This window comes from Pseudomonas vanderleydeniana (genome assembly GCF_014268755.2).
GTDB lineage: Bacteria > Pseudomonadota > Gammaproteobacteria > Pseudomonadales > Pseudomonadaceae > Aquipseudomonas > Aquipseudomonas vanderleydeniana.
This window is the reverse complement of the sequence record NZ_CP077093.1, coordinates 5,045,837-5,063,381: the sequence shown is the minus strand read 5'-3', so window position 1 is coordinate 5,063,381 and position 17,545 is coordinate 5,045,837. Positions and strand designations below refer to the sequence as shown.

General features: G+C 62.1%; 19 protein-coding genes. 9 read left to right on the top strand and 10 right to left on the bottom strand.

Going from position 1 to position 17,545, the window contains the following annotated elements; translation table 11 throughout:
• Window positions 1-89: 89 nt before the first annotated feature.
• Entirely contained in the window at window positions 90-449 is a 360-nt protein-coding gene (gene clpS, locus HU752_RS22770) for an ATP-dependent Clp protease adapter ClpS (RefSeq protein ID WP_017903651.1), read from the top strand.
• A gap of 28 nt (window positions 450-477) precedes the next feature.
• On the top strand, window positions 478-2,748 hold the full coding sequence (gene clpA, locus HU752_RS22765) for an ATP-dependent Clp protease ATP-binding subunit ClpA (protein ID WP_186684596.1): 2,271 nt from the start codon (window positions 478-480) through the stop codon (window positions 2,746-2,748).
• A gap of 263 nt (window positions 2,749-3,011) precedes the next feature.
• Here clpA and infA read toward each other — a convergent pair whose 3' ends face one another.
• The 4 genes from infA to trxB all read right to left on the bottom strand — a co-directional run bounded on the left by infA (window position 3,012) and on the right by trxB (window position 6,035).
• On the bottom strand, window positions 3,012-3,230 hold the full coding sequence (gene infA, locus HU752_RS22760; protein ID WP_002553999.1) for a translation initiation factor IF-1: 219 nt from the start codon (window positions 3,228-3,230) through the stop codon (window positions 3,012-3,014).
• A 180-nt stretch (window positions 3,231-3,410) separates the two neighbouring features.
• Window positions 3,411-4,118: an arginyltransferase gene (locus HU752_RS22755; RefSeq protein WP_186684597.1), complete on the bottom strand. Its 708-nt coding sequence runs from the start codon at window positions 4,116-4,118 to the stop codon at window positions 3,411-3,413.
• 121 nt (window positions 4,119-4,239) lie between these two features.
• Window positions 4,240-4,926 carry a leucyl/phenylalanyl-tRNA--protein transferase gene (aat, locus tag HU752_RS22750; RefSeq protein WP_186684599.1) on the bottom strand — a complete coding sequence of 229 codons (687 nt, stop codon included), beginning with the start codon at window positions 4,924-4,926 and terminating at the stop codon, window positions 4,240-4,242.
• 158 nt (window positions 4,927-5,084) lie between these two features.
• Window positions 5,085-6,035, bottom strand: coding sequence for a thioredoxin-disulfide reductase (gene trxB, locus HU752_RS22745; protein WP_186684601.1), 951 nt, complete (start codon window positions 6,033-6,035; stop codon window positions 5,085-5,087).
• Window positions 6,036-6,073: 38 nt separating this feature from the next.
• Between trxB and HU752_RS22740 the strand changes: the two genes are divergently transcribed.
• From HU752_RS22740 to cysG, 7 genes are read left to right on the top strand one after another with little or no spacing between them, the layout of a single operon-like run.
• Window positions 6,074-6,361: a hypothetical protein gene (locus HU752_RS22740; protein ID WP_186684603.1), complete on the top strand. Its 288-nt coding sequence runs from the start codon at window positions 6,074-6,076 to the stop codon at window positions 6,359-6,361.
• Entirely contained in the window at window positions 6,270-8,744 is a 2,475-nt protein-coding gene (locus tag HU752_RS22735) for a DNA translocase FtsK (RefSeq protein ID WP_437182275.1), read from the top strand. The genes HU752_RS22740 and HU752_RS22735 overlap by 92 nt, the downstream gene beginning before the upstream one ends.
• 58 nt (window positions 8,745-8,802) lie before the next feature.
• On the top strand, window positions 8,803-9,426 hold the full coding sequence (gene lolA / locus HU752_RS22730; RefSeq protein ID WP_186684613.1) for an outer membrane lipoprotein periplasmic chaperone LolA: 624 nt from the start codon (window positions 8,803-8,805) through the stop codon (window positions 9,424-9,426).
• Between the two features lie 19 nt (window positions 9,427-9,445).
• Complete coding sequence (locus tag HU752_RS22725) at window positions 9,446-10,771, top strand: replication-associated recombination protein A (protein ID WP_186684615.1); 1,326 nt, start codon at window positions 9,446-9,448, stop codon at window positions 10,769-10,771.
• The gene (gene crcB / locus HU752_RS22720) at window positions 10,768-11,142 is read left to right on the top strand and encodes a fluoride efflux transporter CrcB (RefSeq protein WP_186684617.1); all 375 of its coding nucleotides are present in this window, start codon (window positions 10,768-10,770) and stop codon (window positions 11,140-11,142) included. Before HU752_RS22725 ends, crcB begins: the two co-directional genes overlap by 4 nt.
• Window positions 11,143-11,158: 16 nt before the next feature.
• Window positions 11,159-12,439 (top strand): serine--tRNA ligase, encoded by a 1,281-nt coding sequence (gene serS / locus HU752_RS22715; protein ID WP_186684619.1) that lies wholly within the window; start codon window positions 11,159-11,161, stop codon window positions 12,437-12,439.
• Window positions 12,440-13,834, top strand: coding sequence for a siroheme synthase CysG (cysG, locus tag HU752_RS22710; protein WP_186684621.1), 1,395 nt, complete (start codon window positions 12,440-12,442; stop codon window positions 13,832-13,834).
• Between the two features lie 141 nt (window positions 13,835-13,975).
• Here cysG and HU752_RS22705 read toward each other — a convergent pair whose 3' ends face one another.
• The 6 genes from HU752_RS22705 to tusD all read right to left on the bottom strand — a co-directional run bounded on the left by HU752_RS22705 (window position 13,976) and on the right by tusD (window position 17,451).
• Window positions 13,976-14,974 (bottom strand): glutathione S-transferase family protein, encoded by a 999-nt coding sequence (locus HU752_RS22705; RefSeq protein ID WP_186684623.1) that lies wholly within the window; start codon window positions 14,972-14,974, stop codon window positions 13,976-13,978.
• Window positions 14,975-15,065: 91 nt separating this feature from the next.
• Window positions 15,066-16,067, bottom strand: coding sequence for a glycosyl transferase family protein (locus HU752_RS22700; protein ID WP_437182274.1), 1,002 nt, complete (start codon window positions 16,065-16,067; stop codon window positions 15,066-15,068).
• On the bottom strand, window positions 16,064-16,399 hold the full coding sequence (locus HU752_RS22695) for a TusE/DsrC/DsvC family sulfur relay protein (RefSeq protein WP_186684625.1): 336 nt from the start codon (window positions 16,397-16,399) through the stop codon (window positions 16,064-16,066). Before HU752_RS22695 ends, HU752_RS22700 begins: the two co-directional genes overlap by 4 nt.
• Entirely contained in the window at window positions 16,396-16,695 is a 300-nt protein-coding gene (gene tusB, locus HU752_RS22690; RefSeq protein WP_186684627.1) for a sulfurtransferase complex subunit TusB, read from the bottom strand. The genes HU752_RS22695 and tusB overlap by 4 nt, the downstream gene beginning before the upstream one ends.
• Window positions 16,695-17,057 carry a sulfurtransferase complex subunit TusC gene (gene tusC, locus HU752_RS22685; RefSeq protein WP_186684629.1) on the bottom strand — a complete coding sequence of 121 codons (363 nt, stop codon included), beginning with the start codon at window positions 17,055-17,057 and terminating at the stop codon, window positions 16,695-16,697. The genes tusB and tusC overlap by 1 nt, the downstream gene beginning before the upstream one ends.
• 1 nt (window position 17,058) lies before the next feature.
• Window positions 17,059-17,451: a sulfurtransferase complex subunit TusD gene (gene tusD / locus HU752_RS22680; protein WP_186684631.1), complete on the bottom strand. Its 393-nt coding sequence runs from the start codon at window positions 17,449-17,451 to the stop codon at window positions 17,059-17,061.
• Window positions 17,452-17,545: the final 94 nt, after the last annotated feature.

The window sequence follows — 17,545 nt, the reverse complement described above, 5'->3', positions numbered from 1 at the left end:
CGATAGTCAAGGTGACCATTCGGTCAGTCTTGAAATGGGCTGGATTGTCCCCATCACTGTATTTGCTCAACTGACGAACCTTTCTTTCCATGCATGCAATCAGCCAGATTCGACTAACATTCAATCAGGATCGCCCGGATTTTCACGACGACGGCTCGGGCGTTGCCATGCAGGAGGCGAAACCTGCGTTGCAGGCGCCACCGATGTACAAGGTGGTGTTGTTCAATGATGACTACACACCGATGGATTTCGTCGTCGAAGTGCTCGAGGTGTTTTTTAACTTGAATCGCGAGCTGGCCACCAAGGTCATGCTGGCGGTTCACACGGAAGGACGGGCAGTATGTGGAGTGTTTACCCGCGACATCGCCGAGACAAAGGCCATGCAGGTCAACCAGTACGCCAGGGAAAGCCAGCATCCGCTACTCTGTGAAATCGAGAAGGACGGTTAACGCCGACCAGTTGGGTATGAGGTGAACTATGTTAAACCGCGAGCTCGAAGTCACCCTCAATCTTGCCTTCAAGGAGGCCCGTTCGAAGCGTCATGAGTTCATGACGGTCGAGCACCTTTTGCTGGCCCTTTTGGATAACGAGGCTGCAGCTACCGTCCTACGGGCCTGTGGTGCGAACCTCGACAAACTCAAGCACGACCTGCAGGAGTTCATCGACTCCACCACGCCGTTGATTCCCGTTCATGACGAAGATCGCGAGACCCAGCCGACCCTGGGCTTCCAGCGTGTCCTGCAGCGTGCCGTGTTCCATGTACAGAGCTCCGGTAAGCGTGAGGTGACGGGTGCCAACGTGCTCGTCGCGATCTTCAGCGAGCAGGAAAGCCAGGCCGTGTTCCTGCTCAAGCAGCAAAGCGTTGCGCGTATCGATGTCGTCAACTACATCGCCCATGGCATCTCCAAGGTGCCGGGGCATGGCGATCACTCCGAGAGCGAGCAGGATATGCAGGACGAAGAGGGTGGTGAGTCTTCATCTTCTGGCAACCCGCTGGACGCGTATGCCAGCAACCTCAACGAGCTGGCGCGCCAGGGGCGCATCGATCCGCTGGTCGGTCGCGAGCATGAGGTCGAGCGCGTGGCGCAGATCCTCGCCCGTCGGCGCAAGAACAACCCGCTGCTGGTCGGCGAGGCGGGCGTCGGCAAGACCGCGATCGCCGAAGGCCTGGCCAAGCGCATCGTCGACAACCAGGTGCCGGACCTGCTGGCGAACAGCGTGGTCTACTCCCTCGACCTGGGGGCGCTGCTGGCCGGTACCAAGTACCGCGGTGATTTCGAGAAGCGTTTCAAGGCGCTGCTTGGCGAGCTGAAAAAACGCCCGCAGGCGATCCTGTTCATCGACGAGATCCACACCATCATCGGCGCCGGCGCTGCCTCTGGCGGTGTCATGGATGCCTCGAACCTGCTCAAGCCGCTGCTGTCCTCGGGTGATATCCGTTGCATCGGCTCGACCACCTTCCAGGAATTCCGCGGTATCTTCGAGAAGGACCGGGCGCTGGCTCGGCGCTTCCAGAAGGTCGATGTGTCCGAACCGTCGGTCGAGGACACCATCGGTATCCTGCGCGGCCTGAAAGGGCGTTTCGAACAGCACCACAATATCGAATACAGTGAGGAAGCGCTGCGTGCGGCAGCCGAGCTGGCTTCGCGCTACATCAATGACCGGCATATGCCGGACAAGGCCATCGACGTCATCGACGAGGCGGGCGCCTACCAGCGTCTGCAGCCGGCAGACAAGCGTGTGAAGCGCATCGATGTGCCACAGGTCGAGGATATCGTCGCGAAGATCGCACGGATTCCGCCGAAGCACGTCACCAGTTCCGACAAGGAGCTGCTACGCAACCTCGAGCGCGATCTCAAGCTCACCGTGTTCGGCCAGGATGCGGCCATCGACTCGCTGTCGACGGCCATCAAGCTGTCCCGTGCCGGGCTGAAGTCGCCGGACAAGCCGGTCGGTTCGTTCCTGTTCGCCGGTCCCACCGGCGTGGGTAAAACCGAGGCGGCACGGCAACTGGCCAAGGCCATGGGGATCGAGCTGGTGCGTTTCGACATGTCCGAGTACATGGAGCGGCATACCGTGTCGCGCCTGATCGGTGCGCCTCCGGGCTATGTCGGTTTCGACCAGGGTGGCCTGTTGACCGAAGCCATCACCAAGCAGCCGCACTGCGTGCTGTTGCTCGATGAGATCGAGAAGGCTCACCCGGAAGTCTTCAACCTGCTGCTGCAGGTCATGGACCACGGTACCCTGACCGACAACAACGGGCGCAAGGCCGACTTCCGCAATGTGATTCTGATCATGACCACCAACGCCGGTGCCGAAACCGCAGCCCGGGCGTCGATTGGTTTCACCCACCAGGATCACTCGTCCGATGCCATGGAAGTGATCAAGAAGAGCTTCACGCCGGAGTTCCGCAACCGCCTGGATACCATCATCCAGTTTGGTCGCCTCAGCCACGAGGTGATCAAGAGCGTGGTGGACAAGTTCCTCACCGAGCTGCAGGCGCAACTGGAAGACAAGCGCGTCCAGCTGGAAGTCACCGACGCGGCCCGCAGCTGGCTGGCCGAAGGCGGTTACGATTCGGCGATGGGTGCACGTCCTATGGCGCGCCTGATCCAGGACAAGATCAAGCGTCCGTTGGCCGAGGAAATCCTGTTTGGCGAACTGTCCGAGCATGGTGGTGTGGTGCACATCGACATCAAGGATGGCGAGCTGACGTTCGAGTTCGAGACTACGGCTGAAATGGCCTGATGTAAGGCTGTGATGCAAAAACGCCCGGCGATGCCGGGCGTTTTTGTTTGTGTTGGGTGTTGCTTGCGCCGGCCTTTTCGCGGGCAAGCCCGGCTCCTACGGTTCATCGTCGTGCCCGCGCTCGCGTACGACACATTCCTGTGGGGGCCGGGCTTGCCCGCGAAAAGGCCAGCGGCATCGACATTGCCTTCAAAGGCTGGTCACTATCCCAACCCGCGCAAACAAAAACGCCCGGCAGTGCCGGGCGTCTTGTATCGACCTGATTAGCGAGCGCGGTAGGTGATGCGCCCTTTGCTCAAGTCGTAGGGCGTCAGCTCGACGCGCACTTTGTCACCGGTAAGAATGCGAATGTAGTTCTTGCGCATCTTGCCGGAGATGTGCGCGGTTACGACGTGCCCATTTTCCAATTCCACGCGAAACATGGTGTTTGGCAGGGTGTCGACGACAGTGCCTTCCATTTCGAAGCTGTCTTCTTTCGACATGCAGTAAAGCCCTCGGTGTCCAGTGAATGGCCCGGTGCAACTGCGCCAGGCAAAAGCGGCGTGCATTGTGCCCGAAAAAGCACCTTCACGCCAAGTGGTTAGTGCCTTTGAGCGAAAATAACTGATCGATTCCAGTGCGCTTTGTCACTGGAATGTAAGGAGTTTTGGCCGGGGATGGACTCAGTTGAGCGTGACCCAGCGCTGATTGATCAGCAGTTCGATTGGTCGGTACTGGGTCTTGTAGTTCATCTTCTTGCAGTTCTTGATCCAATACCCGAGGTAGACCGCATCCAGGCCCAGGCGCAGGGTTTCGCCGATCTGCCAGAGGATGGCGTAGCGCCCCAGGCTGCGACGTTCTTCTTCCGGCTCGTAGAAAGTGTACACCGCCGACAGGCCGTTGGGCAGCAGGTCGGTCACCGCCACGGCCAGCAGCCGGCCTTGCAGGCGAAACTCGTAGAAGCGGGAAAAGGGCAGGTCGCGCACCAGGAAGGTCGAGAACTGGTCCCGGCTGGGTGGGTACATGTCGCCGTCGGCATGGCGCTGTTCGATGTAGCGCCGGTACAGGTCGAAGTACTCCTCGCTGAACTGCGGCTTGGTGGCGCGCACCTCCAAGTCCATGTTGCGCTTGAGGATGCGCTTCTGCTGGCGGTTGGGCAGAAACAGTGCGGCAGGAATGCGCGCCGGTACGCAGGCGTTGCAGTTCTGGCAGTGAGGCCGGTAGAGGTGGTCGCCGCTACGACGAAAACCCATTTCCGACAGGTCTGCGTAGACATGCACGTCCATGGGCTGGCTAGGGTCGAGAAACAGCGTAGTGGCCTGCTCCTCGGGCAGATAGCTGCAAGAATGGGGTTGAGTGGCATAAAACTTCAAACGCGCCAGCTCGGTCATGATCAACCCTCGGGATAAGCTTTGAATTGCATTGAATCAAGTGTAAGCCAGCCTGGGAAAACACGCCTAGGCGCTGTATGAAGGTTACTTGATTGTCGTGTGATTTTCCGTTTTGCCGGCTCTACAGCGACACTTGCCACGAAGCGCTGTTGGGTTGGTCGAGGTGTTCCTGCAGATAACGGGCGAACTCACTGCGTGCAATGGCGCGGGCGCCTAGGCTATGCAGGTGGTGGGTGGGCATCTGGCAGTCGATCAGCACGAAACCCGCCGCCTTGAGATGGTTGACCAGGGTGGCAAAGCCGACTTTCGAGGCGTTGTCGGCGCGGCTGAACATGGATTCGCCGAAAAACAGCTGGCCCATCGCCAGGCCATAGAGGCCGCCAACCAGTTCGCCCTGCTCCCAGACCTCGACCGAATGGGCGAAGCCGCGTTCGTGCAGTTGCAGGTAGGCGTTTTGCATCGCTTCAGTGATCCAGGTGCCGTCGGCGTATTCCCGTGGCGCCGCGCAGGCGCGAATCACTGCGGCGAAGTCGCGATCGAAGGTCACCTGGTAGCGCTGCTGGCGCAACAGCTTGGCCAGGCTGCGGGATACGTGCAGTTCGTCGGGAAACAGCACGGTGCGTGGGTCCGGCGACCACCAGAGGATCGGCTGTCCCTCGGAGAACCACGGAAAGCAGCCGTGCCGGTAGGCCTGGACCAGGCGATCGGCGGACAGGTCGCCGCCGGCGGCCAGCAGGCCGTTGGGTTCGCGCATGGCCTTGGCCAGTGGCGGGAAGTTCAGGTTGTCGCGTTGTAACCAGGTCAGCATGGCAATTCTTGGCTTGAAGAGAAGAGGGGAGGGCGCTATTGCCGACACCGCGCCCCTTGTAGGAGCGTGGCTTGCCCGCGAAGCTTTTGGCGTACTCAAGAATGCTAAAAGCTTCGCGGGCAAGCCACGCTCCTACAAAGGGCGTGGTGCTTTCATTGTCAGTTGTCGTCCAGGTATTTCTCGGCATCCAGCGCCGCCATGCAGCCTGCGCCTGCCGAAGTGATGGCCTGGCGATAGACATGATCGGCCACGTCGCCGGCGGCGAATACACCGGGGATCTGCGTCGCCGTGGCATTGCCCTCGCTGCCGCCCAGCACCTGCAGGTAGCCATCGCGCATCGGCAACTGGCCCTGGAACAGATCGGTATTGGGTTTGTGGCCGATGGCGATGAACACGCCGGCCAGTGGCAGCTCGCGGGTTTCACCGGTGTTGCTGTCGCGCAGGCGGGCGCCGGTGACGCCGCTGGCATCGCCGAGCACTTCATCCAGGTGCTGGTTCCAGTGCAGGCGGATGTTGCCGTTGGCAGCCTTCTCGAACAGCTTGTCCTGGAGAATCTTCTCCGCGCGCAGCTTGTCGCGCCGGTGCACCAGGTGCACCTCCTTGGCGATATTGGCCAGGTACAAGGCTTCCTCGACCGCCGTGTTGCCGCCGCCGACCACGGCGACCACCTGGTTGCGATAGAAGAACCCGTCGCAGGTCGCGCAGGCCGAAACACCCTTGCCGGCAAACGCCTCTTCCGAGGGCAGGCCCAGGTACTGGGCGGAGGCACCGGTGGCGATGATCAGTGCATCGCAACTGTAGGTGCCGCTGTCACCCTCGAGAATGAAAGGCCGCTGTTGCAACTTGGCGGTATGAATGTGGTCGTAGACGATCTCGGTATCGAAACGTTCGGCGTGTTTCTGCATGCGTTCCATCAGGACCGGCCCGGTCAGGCCCTCGACATCACCTGGCCAGTTGTCGACTTCGGTGGTGGTGGTCAACTGACCGCCGGCTTGCAGGCCGGTAATGACAACAGGCTTGAGATTGGCCCGGGCGGCATAGACGGCGGCGCTGTAACCGGCGGGGCCAGAGCCCAGGATGATCAGGCGTGAATGCTTGGCTTGGTTCATAAAAACACCTCATAAGCCTTTGTCACAAAAGAGAATGCATGCTCAAATTGAACCGCATGAACAGCGCTGTTGGCTATGCTACACCCTGGCGGCAACGGCGTGGCATCGGGCGCGCAAACCCGTACAATGTTCATCATGTAACGATGATAGTTTCCGGATTGGCCAATACCGATAAAGAGCGGCTGATATTTAAAATAGCCACGGTTTCGCCGGATAACTGTTCACTTGCCCCGAATGGGCAGTATTTTGTCGTCAATCAACAGTTGGGCGCGCCTCGGGCGCAGGAAAAGACGCGTTTTGAAGAAATCCACCGCAACACCGCCTAAAGCAGTGGTGCCAGTCTGGCGCCAGCAACTGCACTATCGCCTCAAGGAAGGCGCGCTGATTGCCATCGGCGCCTTGTGCCTGTTCCTGATGATGGCCTTGCTGACATATGGCAAGGATGATCCGGGCTGGAGTCATAACAGCAAGATCGACGATGTGCAGAACTTCGGCGGCCCGGCCGGCTCCTACAGCGCCGACATACTGTTCATGGTGCTGGGTTACTTCGCCTATGTATTTCCGTTGTTGCTGGCCATCAAGACTTACCAGATCTTTCGCCAGCGTCACGAACCCTGGCAGTGGAGCGGCTGGCTGTTTTCCTGGCGGCTGATCGGCCTGGTGTTCCTGGTGCTGTCCGGTGCGGCCCTGGCCCATATTCATTTCCATTCGCCGACCGGCCTGCCCGCCGGTGCCGGTGGTGCCCTGGGCGAAAGCCTCGGTGACCTGGCGCGCAATGCCCTGAACATCCAGGGCAGCACCCTGTTGTTCATCGCCCTGTTCCTGTTCGGCCTGACGGTATTTACCGACCTGTCGTGGTTCAAGGTGATGGACGTCACCGGCAAGATCACCCTCGACCTGTTCGAGCTGTTCCAGGGCGCGCTGAACCGCTGGTGGTCGGCCCGTACCGAGCGCAAGCAACTGGTGGCGCAACTGCGCGAGGTGGACGACCGCGTCCATGAAGTGGTGGCCCCGGCCGTTCCCGACAAGCGCGAGCAAGCCAAGGCCAAGGAGCGCCTGATCGAGCGTGAGCAGGCGCTGAGCAAGCACATGTCCGAGCGCGAGAAGCAGGTTCCTCCGGTGATCATGCCGGCGCCGGTCAAGCCGCCACAGCCAAGCAAGCGTGTGGAGAAGGAAAAGCAGGCGCCGCTGTTCGTCGATAGCGCGGTCGAAGGCACCTTGCCACCGATCTCCATCCTCGATGCCGCCGAGAAGAAGCAGCTCAATCACTCGCCTGAATCGCTGGCGGCTGTCGGCCACCTGCTGGAAATCAAGCTCAAGGAATTCGGGGTCGAGGTGTCGGTGGATTCGATCCATCCAGGCCCGGTCATCACCCGTTACGAAATCCAGCCGGCAGCTGGCGTCAAGGTCAGCCGCATCGCCAACCTGGCCAAGGACCTGGCACGTTCGCTGGCGGTCACCAGCGTGCGCGTGGTGGAGGTCATTCCCGGCAAGACCACCGTCGGTATCGAGATTCCCAACGAAGACCGGCAGATCGTGCGTTTCTCCGAAGTGCTGTCGACCCCCGAGTACGATAACTTCAAGTCGCCGGTCACCCTGGCCCTGGGCCACGACATCGGCGGTCGCCCGGTGATCACCGACCTGGCGAAGATGCCGCACCTGCTGGTGGCCGGTACCACCGGCTCCGGTAAGTCGGTGGGGGTCAACGCGATGATCCTGTCGATCCTGTTCAAGTCCGGGCCGGACGACGCCAAGCTGATCATGATCGACCCGAAGATGCTCGAACTGTCGATCTACGAAGGTATTCCACACCTGCTGTGCCCGGTGGTCACCGACATGAAGGATGCCGCCAACGCCCTGCGCTGGAGCGTCGCCGAGATGGAGCGGCGCTACAAGCTGATGGCGAAGATGGGCGTGCGCAACCTGTCGGGCTTCAACGCCAAGATCAAGGAAGCCCAGGAGCGGGGCGAGCCGGTTCCGGACCCGCTGTACAACCGCGAAAGCATCCACGACGAAGCGCCGCTGCTGACCAAGCTGCCGACCATCGTGGTGGTGGTCGACGAATTCGCCGACATGATGATGATCGTCGGCAAGAAGGTCGAGGAACTGATCGCCCGTATCGCCCAGAAGGCCCGGGCTGCCGGCATCCACCTGATCCTGGCGACCCAGCGGCCGTCGGTCGACGTGATCACCGGCCTGATCAAGGCCAACATCCCGACCCGCATGGCGTTCCAGGTGTCCAGCAAGATCGACTCGCGGACCATCATCGACCAAGGTGGTGCCGAGCAACTGCTGGGTCATGGTGACATGCTCTACATGCCGCCGGGTACCAGCCTGCCGATCCGTGTCCACGGTGCCTTCGTCTCCGACGATGAAGTCCACCGGGTGGTCGAGGCCTGGAAGTTGCGCGGGGCTCCGGAGTACAACGACGATATCCTCAACGGTGTCGAAGAGGCCGGCAGCGGCTTCGAGGGCGGCGGCGGCGGTGGCGGCGAAGACGATGCCGAGACCGATGCCCTCTATGACGAAGCGGTACAGTTCGTCCTGGAAAGCCGCCGGGCCTCGATTTCGGCGGTCCAGCGCAAGCTGAAGATCGGGTACAACCGGGCCGCCCGGATGATCGAGGCCATGGAAATGGCCGGTGTGGTGACGGCCATGAATACCAACGGTTCGCGCGAAGTCATTGCACCCGGACCGATGCGCGACTGATTCCGTGCCGCATGAGATCATGCGGCATATCCTTCAAACGAATTCCATGAGGACTCCCATGCGTGTTATTCGCATGCTGTTGTTGCCGGTTCTGGCGTTGACCACCCTGTCGGCCCATGCCGATCAGAAGGATGTGGCTCGCTTGACGCAGTTGCTCGAAAAATCCCAGACCCTGACCGCACGTTTCTCGCAACTGACCCTGGACGGCAGCGGGACCCAGTTGCAGGAAACCGCCGGCGAGATGTCTCTCAAGCGTCCGGGGCTGTTCTACTGGCACACCGATGCGCCGCAGGAGCAGACCATGATCTCCGATGGCCAGAAGGTCACCCTGTGGGACCCGGACCTGGAACAGGTGACCATCAAGAAGCTCGACCTGCGCCTGACCCAGACACCGGCACTGCTGCTGTCCGGTGACGTGTCGAAGATCAGCGAAAGCTTTGATATCACCGCCAAGGAAGCCGGTGGCGTGGTTGACTTCGTGCTCAAGCCGAAAACCAAGGACACCCTGTTCGACAGCCTGCGCCTGTCGTTCCGCAACGGCCTGGTCAATGACATGCAACTGATCGACAGCGTCGGCCAGCGTACCAACCTGCTGTTCACCGGGGTTAAGGCCAACGAGCCGATCGACGCGGCCCGCTTCAAGTTCGACATCCCCAAGGGTGCTGACGTCATCCAGGAATAAGAGGTTTCAAACGCAGCCCATGGACCTGTTTAGCCGTGCCCCGATCGCCCAGCCCCTGGCCGCCCGTCTGCGCGCGACCAACCTGGATGAGTACGTTGGCCAGGAGCACCTGCTGGCTCGGGGCAAGCCGCTGCGCGAAGCCCTGGAGCAGGGCGCGCTGCACTCGATGATCTTCTGGGGGCCGCCCGGGGTGGGCAAGACCACCCTGGCGCGGCTGCTGGCGGAAGTCTCGGATGCCCACTTCGAAACCGTCTCGGCGGTATTGGCCGGGGTCAAGGAGATCCGCCAGGCGGTGGAAGTCGCCAAGCAGCAGGCCGGCCAGTACGGCCGACGCACCATTTTGTTCGTCGACGAAGTCCATCGCTTCAACAAGTCCCAGCAGGACGCCTTCCTGCCCTATGTCGAGGACGGCACGCTGATCTTCATCGGCGCGACCACCGAGAACCCTTCGTTCGAATTGAATAACGCCTTGCTGTCGCGGGCACGGGTCTACGTGCTCAAGAGCCTCGACGAGACGGCCCTGCGCAAGCTGGTGCAGCGGGCCCTGAGTGAAGAGCGTGGCCTGGGCAAGCGCCAGCTGAGCCTGGGCGACGAGGGCTTCCAGATGCTGCTGGCGGCGGCCGATGGTGATGGCCGGCGCCTGCTCAACCTGTTGGAGAATGCTTCGGACCTGGCCGAGGACGGTGGCGAAATTGGCGTCGACCTGTTGCAAAGCCTGCTCGGCGATACCCGTCGGCGCTTCGACAAGGGCGGCGAAGCCTTCTACGACCAGATTTCCGCGCTGCACAAATCGATTCGCGGTTCCAACCCTGATGCCGCGCTGTACTGGTTCGCGCGCATGCTCGACGGAGGCTGCGATCCGCTGTACCTGGCGCGGCGGGTGGTGCGCATGGCCAGCGAGGACATCGGCAATGCCGACCCGCGTGCCCTGAGCCTGTGCCTGGCAGCCTGGGACGTGCAGGAGCGCCTCGGTAGCCCCGAGGGCGAGTTGGCGGTGGCCCAGGCCATCACCTACCTGGCCTGCGCGCCAAAGAGCAACGCGGTGTACATGGGCTTCAAGGCCGCGATGGTCAGCGCCGCCGAGCACGGCTCCCTGGAGGTTCCGCTGCACCTGCGCAACGCCCCGACCAAACTGATGAAACAGTTGGGCTATGGCGAGGAGTACCGCTATGCCCACGACGAGCCCGACGCCTACGCTGCCGGAGAGGACTATTTCCCCGAACAGTTGGAGCCGCAGGCCTTCTACCAACCTGTGCCGCGAGGGCTGGAATTGAAGATCGGCGAGAAGCTCAATCACCTCGCCGCACTGGATCGGCAGAGCCCGAGACAGCGGAGAAAACCGTGATCCGGACCGTGCTCGCGGTGTCCGTCGCCGGGATCATCGGCACCCTGGTGCGCTTTGCCGCGGGCAACCTGATCAATGCCAATTGGCCTAGGCACTTCTATACCGCGACGTTGGCCGTTAATATCGTGGGCTGCCTGGTGATTGGCGTGCTCTACGGCCTGTTTTTGCTACGTCCCGAGGTCCCGGTGGAGATTCGTGCCGGCCTGATCGTGGGATTCGTTGGCGGCCTGACCACATTTTCATCCTTTTCACTGGATACGATTCGCCTGCTGGAAAGCGGGCAGGGGCTTGTGGCCCTGGGCTATGCGGCCCTGAGCGTATTCGGCGGGCTGCTCGCAACCTGGGCTGGCCTGTCCCTGACCAAACTCTGAATAACGAGAAACCGACATGCTCGATTCCAAACTGTTACGTAGCAACCTCCAGGACGTAGCGGATCGTCTGGCCTCCCGTGGCTTCAGCCTCGATGTTGCCCGCATCGAAGAGCTGGAAAGCCAGCGCAAGGTGGTGCAGACCCGCACCGAACAATTGCAGGCCGAGCGCAATGCGGTTTCCAAGAGCATCGGCCAGGCCAAGCAGCGCGGCGAAGACATCGCGCCGCTGATGGCCAGCGTCGAAAACATGGGCACCGAGCTGACTGAAGGCAAGGCCGCACTGGACGCCATCCAGTCCGAGCTGGACCAGATCCTGCTGGGTATCCCGAACCTGCCACACGAATCGGTGCCGGTCGGTGCCGACGAGGACGGCAACGTCGAAGTGCGTCGCTGGGGCACGCCGACCGCCTTCGATTTCCCGATCCAGGACCACGTTGCCCTGGGCGAGAAGTTCGGCTGGCTGGACTTCGAAACCGCGGCCAAGCTGTCTGGCGCCCGTTTCGCCCTGCTGCGTGGCCCGATTGCCCGCCTGCACCGCGCCCTGGCGCAGTTCATGATCAACCTGCACACCAGCGAGCATGGCTATGAAGAGGCCTACACGCCTTACCTGGTGCAGGCTCCGGCACTGATGGGCACCAGCCAGCTGCCGAAATTCGAGGAAGACCTGTTCAAGATCAAGCGCGACGGCGAAGCCGACCTGTACCTGATCCCGACCGCCGAAGTGTCGCTGACCAACATCGTCGCCGGCGAGATCCTCGATCCGAAGCAACTGCCGTTGAAGTTCGTCGCCCACACCCCGTGCTTCCGCAGCGAGGCCGGTGCTTCGGGTCGTGACACCCGCGGCATGATCCGCCAGCACCAGTTCGACAAGGTCGAGATGGTCCAGGTGGTCGAGCCGTCGAAGTCGATGGACGCCCTGGAAAGCCTGACCGCCAACGCCGAGAAGGTCCTGCAGTTGCTGCAACTGCCGTATCGCGTCCTGGCCCTGTGCACCGGTGACATGGGCTTCAGCGCCCTGAAGACCTACGACCTCGAAGTGTGGGTGCCGAGCCAGGACAAGTACCGCGAGATCTCCTCGTGCTCCAACTGTGGCGATTTCCAGGCCCGCCGCATGCAGGCGCGTTTGCGTAATGCGGAAACCGGCAAGCCCGAGCTGGTCCACACCCTGAACGGCTCCGGCCTGGCCGTGGGTCGCACCCTGGTGGCGGTGCTGGAGAACTACCAGCAGGCCGACGGTTCGATCCGTGTGCCAGAGGTGCTCAAGCCTTACATGGGCGGCATCGAGGTCATCGGCTAAATGGAATTTCTGCCGCTGTTCCACAACCTGCGCGGCAGCCGTGTGCTGGTCGTCGGCGGCGGCGAGATTGCCTTGCGCAAGTCTCGCCTGCTGGCCGACGCCGGTGCGGTGTTGCGGGTGGTTGCTCCCGAGATTGAAAGCCAACTGCGCGAGTTGATCGATGGCAGCGGCGGCGAAATGCTGTTGCGCGGTTATGTCGAATCCGACCTGGACGGTTGTGTGCTGATCATCGCCGCCACTGATGACGAAGCGCTCAATGCCCAGGTATCCGCCGATGCCCGTCGGCGTTGCGTGCCGGTCAATGTGGTGGATGCGCCGGCCCTGTGCAGCGTGATCTTCCCGGCCATCGTCGATCGCTCACCCTTGGTGATCGCGGTGTCCAGCGGTGGTGATGCGCCGGTCCTGGCACGGTTGATCCGGGCCAAGATGGAAACCTGGATTCCGTCGACCTACGGTCAACTGGCTGGCCTGGCGGCGCGTTTCCGTCATCAGGTCAAGGCGCTGTTTCCGGCTGTGCAGCAGCGTCGTGCCTTCTGGGAAGAAGTGTTCCAGGGGCCGATCGCCGACCGGCAATTGGCCGGACAGGGCGCCGAGGCCGAACGCCTGCTGGTGGAGAAGATCAACGGTACGCCACCGAACGCACCGGGTGAGGTGTATCTGGTCGGCGCAGGGCCGGGTGATCCCGACCTGTTGACCTTCCGCGCCCTGCGCCTGATGCAGCAGGCGGACGTGGTGCTCTACGACCGTCTGGTAGCACCGGCGATTCTCGAACTGTGCCGACGTGATGCCGACCGGATCTACGTTGGCAAGCGTCGCGCCGACCATGCCGTGCCGCAGGACCAGATCAACCAGCAACTGGTGGAGCTGGCCAGGCAGGGCAAGCGGGTACTGCGCCTGAAGGGCGGTGATCCGTTCATTTTCGGTCGTGGTGGCGAAGAGATCGAGGAACTGGCAGCCCAGGGTATCCCGTTCCAGGTGGTGCCGGGTATCACCGCGGCCAGTGGTTGCTCGGCCTATGCCGGGATTCCGCTGACCCACCGTGACTATGCGCAATCCGTGCGTTTCGTCACCGGTCACCTGAAGGATGGCAGCACCGACCTGCCGTGGGTCGACCTGGTGGCGCCGGCGCAGACCGTGGTGTTCTACATGGGCCTGGTGGGCTTGCCAGTGATCTGCGAGCAGATGATCAAGCACGGTCGTTCGGCGGATACGCCGGCGGCGCTGATCCAGCAGGGTACCACGGTCAACCAGCGGGTATTTACCGGCACCCTGGCGAATCTGCCGCAACTGGTGGCGGAGCATGAAGTGCATGCACCAACCCTGGTGATCGTCGGCGAAGTGGTCCAGCTTCGCGAGAAACTGGCCTGGTTCGAAGGCGCCCAGGGTCAAGTCTGATCAGGCCCTTGTGGTGAGCAGGCTTGCCTGCGCTCGGCTGCGAAGCAGTCGTAAAACCGGCGACCGCATTCCATTTGCCAGAATGCGGTCGCCGGTTTCAAGGCCGCTTTGCGCCCCGACGCGGGCAAGCCCGCTCGTCACTCACTCGCCCAGTACCCCGCGTCCCACCAGCCGCTCACGATCATGAGGTAGGGTGAAATCCTGCTCCGGCCCTTTCGGCACTACACCTGTCGGATTGATAGTGCGATGACTGGCGTAGTAGTGCCCCTTGATGTGGGCAAAATCCACCGTTTCGGCCACACCCGGCCACTGGTACATTTCCCGTAGCCAGTTCGACAGGTTCGGATAGTCGGCAATGCGCCGCAGGTTGCACTTGAAGTGCCCGTGGTACACCGCATCAAAGCGAATCATCGTGGTGAACAGTCGCACATCCGCTTCGGTCAGGTACTCGCCGGCCAGGTAGCGATGCTGCGACAGGTGCTGCTCCAGATGGTCCAGCTCGGCGAACAGCCCGTCGAAAGCCGTTTCATAGGCCGATTGCGAAGTGGCGAAGCCGGCCCGGTAGACGCCGTTGTTCACGGCGGGATAAATCCGTTCGTTCCACTCGTCGACAACCGAACGCAGGGCCTGCGGGTAGAAGTCCAGCGTGTTGCCGGTCAGGCCGTTGAATGCGCTGTTGAACATGCGGATGATTTCCGCCGACTCGTTGCTGACGATGCGTTTCAGCTTCTTGTCCCACAACACGGGCACGGTCACGCGGCCGGTATAGTCTGCGGTATCGCTGGTATAGCGCTGGTGCATGAACTCCAGGCCGTCGAGATGATCACCTGTGGAGCCATGGCTCTTGTCGAAGGTCCAGCCGTTTTCCAGCATCAGCCAACTGACCACCGAGACGTCGATCAGGCTTTCCAGGCCCTTGAGCTTGCGCAGGATCAGCGTGCGGTGGGCCCAGGGGCAGGCCAGCGAAACGTAGAGGTGATAGCGGCCGGCCTCGGCGACGAAGCCGCCTTCGCCGCTGGGGCCCGGTTGGCCATCTTCAGTTACCCAGTGGCGGCGCTGCGCCTGCTCGCGCTGGAAGGCGCCGTCTTTGCTGCTTTCATACCACTGGTCGTGCCAGCGGCCTTCGATCAAGAGACCCATCTAGAAAAACTCCTTGGCAGTGATGCGTTGGAGCCCAGTCTAAAGAGAATCGTTCGAAAAAATAGCGCAAAACCTGGGGTTGAATAATCGATTAAATCGATTTGTTTCGCGCGGCCCAGTAAATCCGGGCCTGTTCGAAGGCCTGCTCGCGTGGCATGCCGAGGCCGCGCAGGGCCAGCGCGATGGTCGACAGCAACGCCAGTTGTGGATAGCTGTCCTCGATTTCACCGCGCCAGATCGCCCTGAGGTGTTCGGGCTCCAGCGATGCCGGTTTGACATGGCGTTGTTCGGACAGCGCGGGCCATTCCTCATCCCAGTTTTCGCCGTTGGCCGTACCGTACAGGTGATTGGCGCTGTCGGGATTGACCTCGATCTCGCCGCCATCACCCTTGATCACGATGGCCGTATCGCCGAGCAGGCGGCTGGCCTCGCGGTGCACAGCCTGGTAGCCGGGGTGAAAGATACTCTGCAGGCCGCAGCGCGCGCCCAGCGGGTTGAGGACACGGGCCAGCGAATGGATCGGCGAGCGCAGGCCCAGAGTATTGCGCAGGTCGATCATCCGTTGCAGCTGAGGTGCCCAGTCACCCAGCGGGGCAAAGGCGATGTTGCCGGCCGCCAGGGCCTGCTCGACGGCTTGCCAGTTACGGCACAGCGGGATCTGCAGGAACTCCAGCAACTGCTCGGTATAGAGCCGGCCCGCCGTATGTGCGCCGCCACCATGCATCAGGATCTTCACGCCGTTCTGCGCCAGGCATTTGGCCGCCAGCAGGTACCAGGGCAGATGGCGCTTCTTGCCGGCATAGGTCGGCCAGTCCAGGTCGACCCGTAGGGGCGGGGCATCGAGTCGTTCGCGCAGGGCTTCGGTGAAGCCGGCCAGTTCTTCCGGGCTTTCCTCCTTGTGTCGCAGTAGCATCAGGAAGGCGCCGAGCTGGGTGTCCTCGACCTTTTCGTCGAGCAGCATGCCCATGGCCTCGCGGGCTTCCTCGCGGTTCAGCCCGCGGGCACCACGCTTGCCCTTGCCGAGAATGCGCACGAATTGCGCAAAGGGATGTTCCTCGGGTGTTTCGGTGATCAGCGGCGCGTAATCGGTCATAGACAGTTCGTCGGCTTGGGCAGGCCCGCCAGCTTGGCGGCGAGTTTGGCGGGAGTGCCATTGAACAGGCGGTTGAGGTGCAGGCTGTTGCCCTTTTCCACACCCAGTTTCGAGGCGGTGTACTTGATCAATGGGCGAGTGGCCGGTGACAGCTCGAACTCCTGGTAGAAATTGCGCAGCAGTTCGAGGATCTCCCAGTGCTCCGGGCCCAGTTCGATGGTTTCACGGGCGGCGAGGGCGTTGGCGACCTCGGGCGACCAGTCGCTCAGTTCGACCAGGTAACCGTCCTTGTCCAGGGCGATGTCCCGCCCGTTCACAGTCAGCGTATTCATAGCCAGGTATTGACCTTGTCATGCTGGACCGACAGCTCGACGAACCCTGGATAGTCCACGCGGGTGGCCCAGCTCGGGCACTCCAGGCCGCGAGCCTGCAGGTCTTCGTCGAGAGCGAACAGGCGCAGCGTGGCGGCACGCTCTTCCAGGGCCTCCAGCGGCAGGCTGCGCGGTTGCAGGGCATACACCGCATCGCTGCAGAGCAGCAACGCATCCTCGGCACCCAGCAGGCGCAGGCAACTGCCCAGGCGGCTGTCGGTGAACGGAGAGTGAGACAACACGTGCAAGGTCGACATCAGAGCGTAATCACCTGGTCATAACGATTAACGAGCGCGACGATTTCCTCGGTCGCGAGCAGGTTCAGGTCCTCGCTGGCCACCTGGTCGGCGAGGATGCCGCGATCGGCCAGGCTGTCGCGGCAGGCGAACAGATCCTCGACGCCGAACAGCGACAATGCCTGCAGGTTGGCCGTCAGGTCCTTCTGTTGCACGGCCTTGGCCTTTTGCCCCGGCAGCAACTGGAACACGCCGTCATCCATGAACAGCAGGCCCACGGGCAGATCGAAGGCACCTGCGGCCAGGACGATATCCAGCGCTTCGCGAGCACTCGGTCCGGACCATGGCGCCTGGCGGCTGATAATCAGCAGGGACTTGGGCATCTCAAGGCCCTCCGAAGCAGATCAGGCGGTCGGCGGCTTGCACCGCGTCGTGCAATTGGCCGAGGCCGGACAGTTCCCAACCGGCGCCCAGGTTTACCGCCGGACGGCTGTAGCGCTGGGCTTCCTCGGCGTTCAACACGCCCCGGCGCAGGGCGGCGGCAATGCAGACCACGCCGTCGAGCTGGTTGTCGCTGACGAAGCTCGCCCATTCCCGTGGCAGGTCCTGTTCATCCTGTGGGGTGACCACGTTGGCCGAGGCGCTGTGCACACCCTCCTGATAGAAGAACAACCGCACGATCTCGTGCCCGCCGGCGAGCAGCGCCTGGGCGAACAGCAGGGCACGCCGGGAGGAGGGCGCGTGGGGTGGGGAAAACAGCGCAATGGCAAACTTCATGGAAGGCTCTGTCAGCAAATCTGTCGACATGATAAGGCCAGACTCCCCAAGAAGCTAAATCGCGGTCAACAAAAAGCCCGCCGAAGCGGGCTTT

What these genes read in the sequence shown, in the direction of transcription:
- clpS (WP_017903651.1), top strand. Translation starts at nt 90, where the DNA reads ATGCATGCAATCAGCCAGATTCGACTAACATTCAATCAGGATCGCCCG.
- clpA (WP_186684596.1), top strand. Translation starts at nt 478, where the DNA reads ATGTTAAACCGCGAGCTCGAAGTCACCCTCAATCTTGCCTTCAAGGAG.
- infA (WP_002553999.1), bottom strand. Translation starts at nt 3,230, where the DNA reads ATGTCGAAAGAAGACAGCTTCGAAATGGAAGGCACTGTCGTCGACACC.
- HU752_RS22755 (WP_186684597.1), bottom strand. Translation starts at nt 4,118, where the DNA reads ATGACCGAGCTGGCGCGTTTGAAGTTTTATGCCACTCAACCCCATTCT.
- aat (WP_186684599.1), bottom strand. Translation starts at nt 4,926, where the DNA reads ATGCTGACCTGGTTACAACGCGACAACCTGAACTTCCCGCCACTGGCC.
- trxB (WP_186684601.1), bottom strand. Translation starts at nt 6,035, where the DNA reads ATGAACCAAGCCAAGCATTCACGCCTGATCATCCTGGGCTCTGGCCCC.
- HU752_RS22740 (WP_186684603.1), top strand. Translation starts at nt 6,074, where the DNA reads ATGCTCAAATTGAACCGCATGAACAGCGCTGTTGGCTATGCTACACCC.
- HU752_RS22735 (WP_437182275.1), top strand. Translation starts at nt 6,270, where the DNA reads ATGGGCAGTATTTTGTCGTCAATCAACAGTTGGGCGCGCCTCGGGCGC.
- lolA (WP_186684613.1), top strand. Translation starts at nt 8,803, where the DNA reads ATGCGTGTTATTCGCATGCTGTTGTTGCCGGTTCTGGCGTTGACCACC.
- HU752_RS22725 (WP_186684615.1), top strand. Translation starts at nt 9,446, where the DNA reads ATGGACCTGTTTAGCCGTGCCCCGATCGCCCAGCCCCTGGCCGCCCGT.
- serS (WP_186684619.1), top strand. Translation starts at nt 11,159, where the DNA reads ATGCTCGATTCCAAACTGTTACGTAGCAACCTCCAGGACGTAGCGGAT.
- cysG (WP_186684621.1), top strand. Translation starts at nt 12,440, where the DNA reads ATGGAATTTCTGCCGCTGTTCCACAACCTGCGCGGCAGCCGTGTGCTG.
- HU752_RS22705 (WP_186684623.1), bottom strand. Translation starts at nt 14,974, where the DNA reads ATGGGTCTCTTGATCGAAGGCCGCTGGCACGACCAGTGGTATGAAAGC.
- HU752_RS22700 (WP_437182274.1), bottom strand. Translation starts at nt 16,067, where the DNA reads ATGACCGATTACGCGCCGCTGATCACCGAAACACCCGAGGAACATCCC.
- HU752_RS22695 (WP_186684625.1), bottom strand. Translation starts at nt 16,399, where the DNA reads ATGAATACGCTGACTGTGAACGGGCGGGACATCGCCCTGGACAAGGAC.
- tusB (WP_186684627.1), bottom strand. Translation starts at nt 16,695, where the DNA reads ATGTCGACCTTGCACGTGTTGTCTCACTCTCCGTTCACCGACAGCCGC.
- tusC (WP_186684629.1), bottom strand. Translation starts at nt 17,057, where the DNA reads ATGCCCAAGTCCCTGCTGATTATCAGCCGCCAGGCGCCATGGTCCGGA.
- tusD (WP_186684631.1), bottom strand. Translation starts at nt 17,451, where the DNA reads ATGAAGTTTGCCATTGCGCTGTTTTCCCCACCCCACGCGCCCTCCTCC.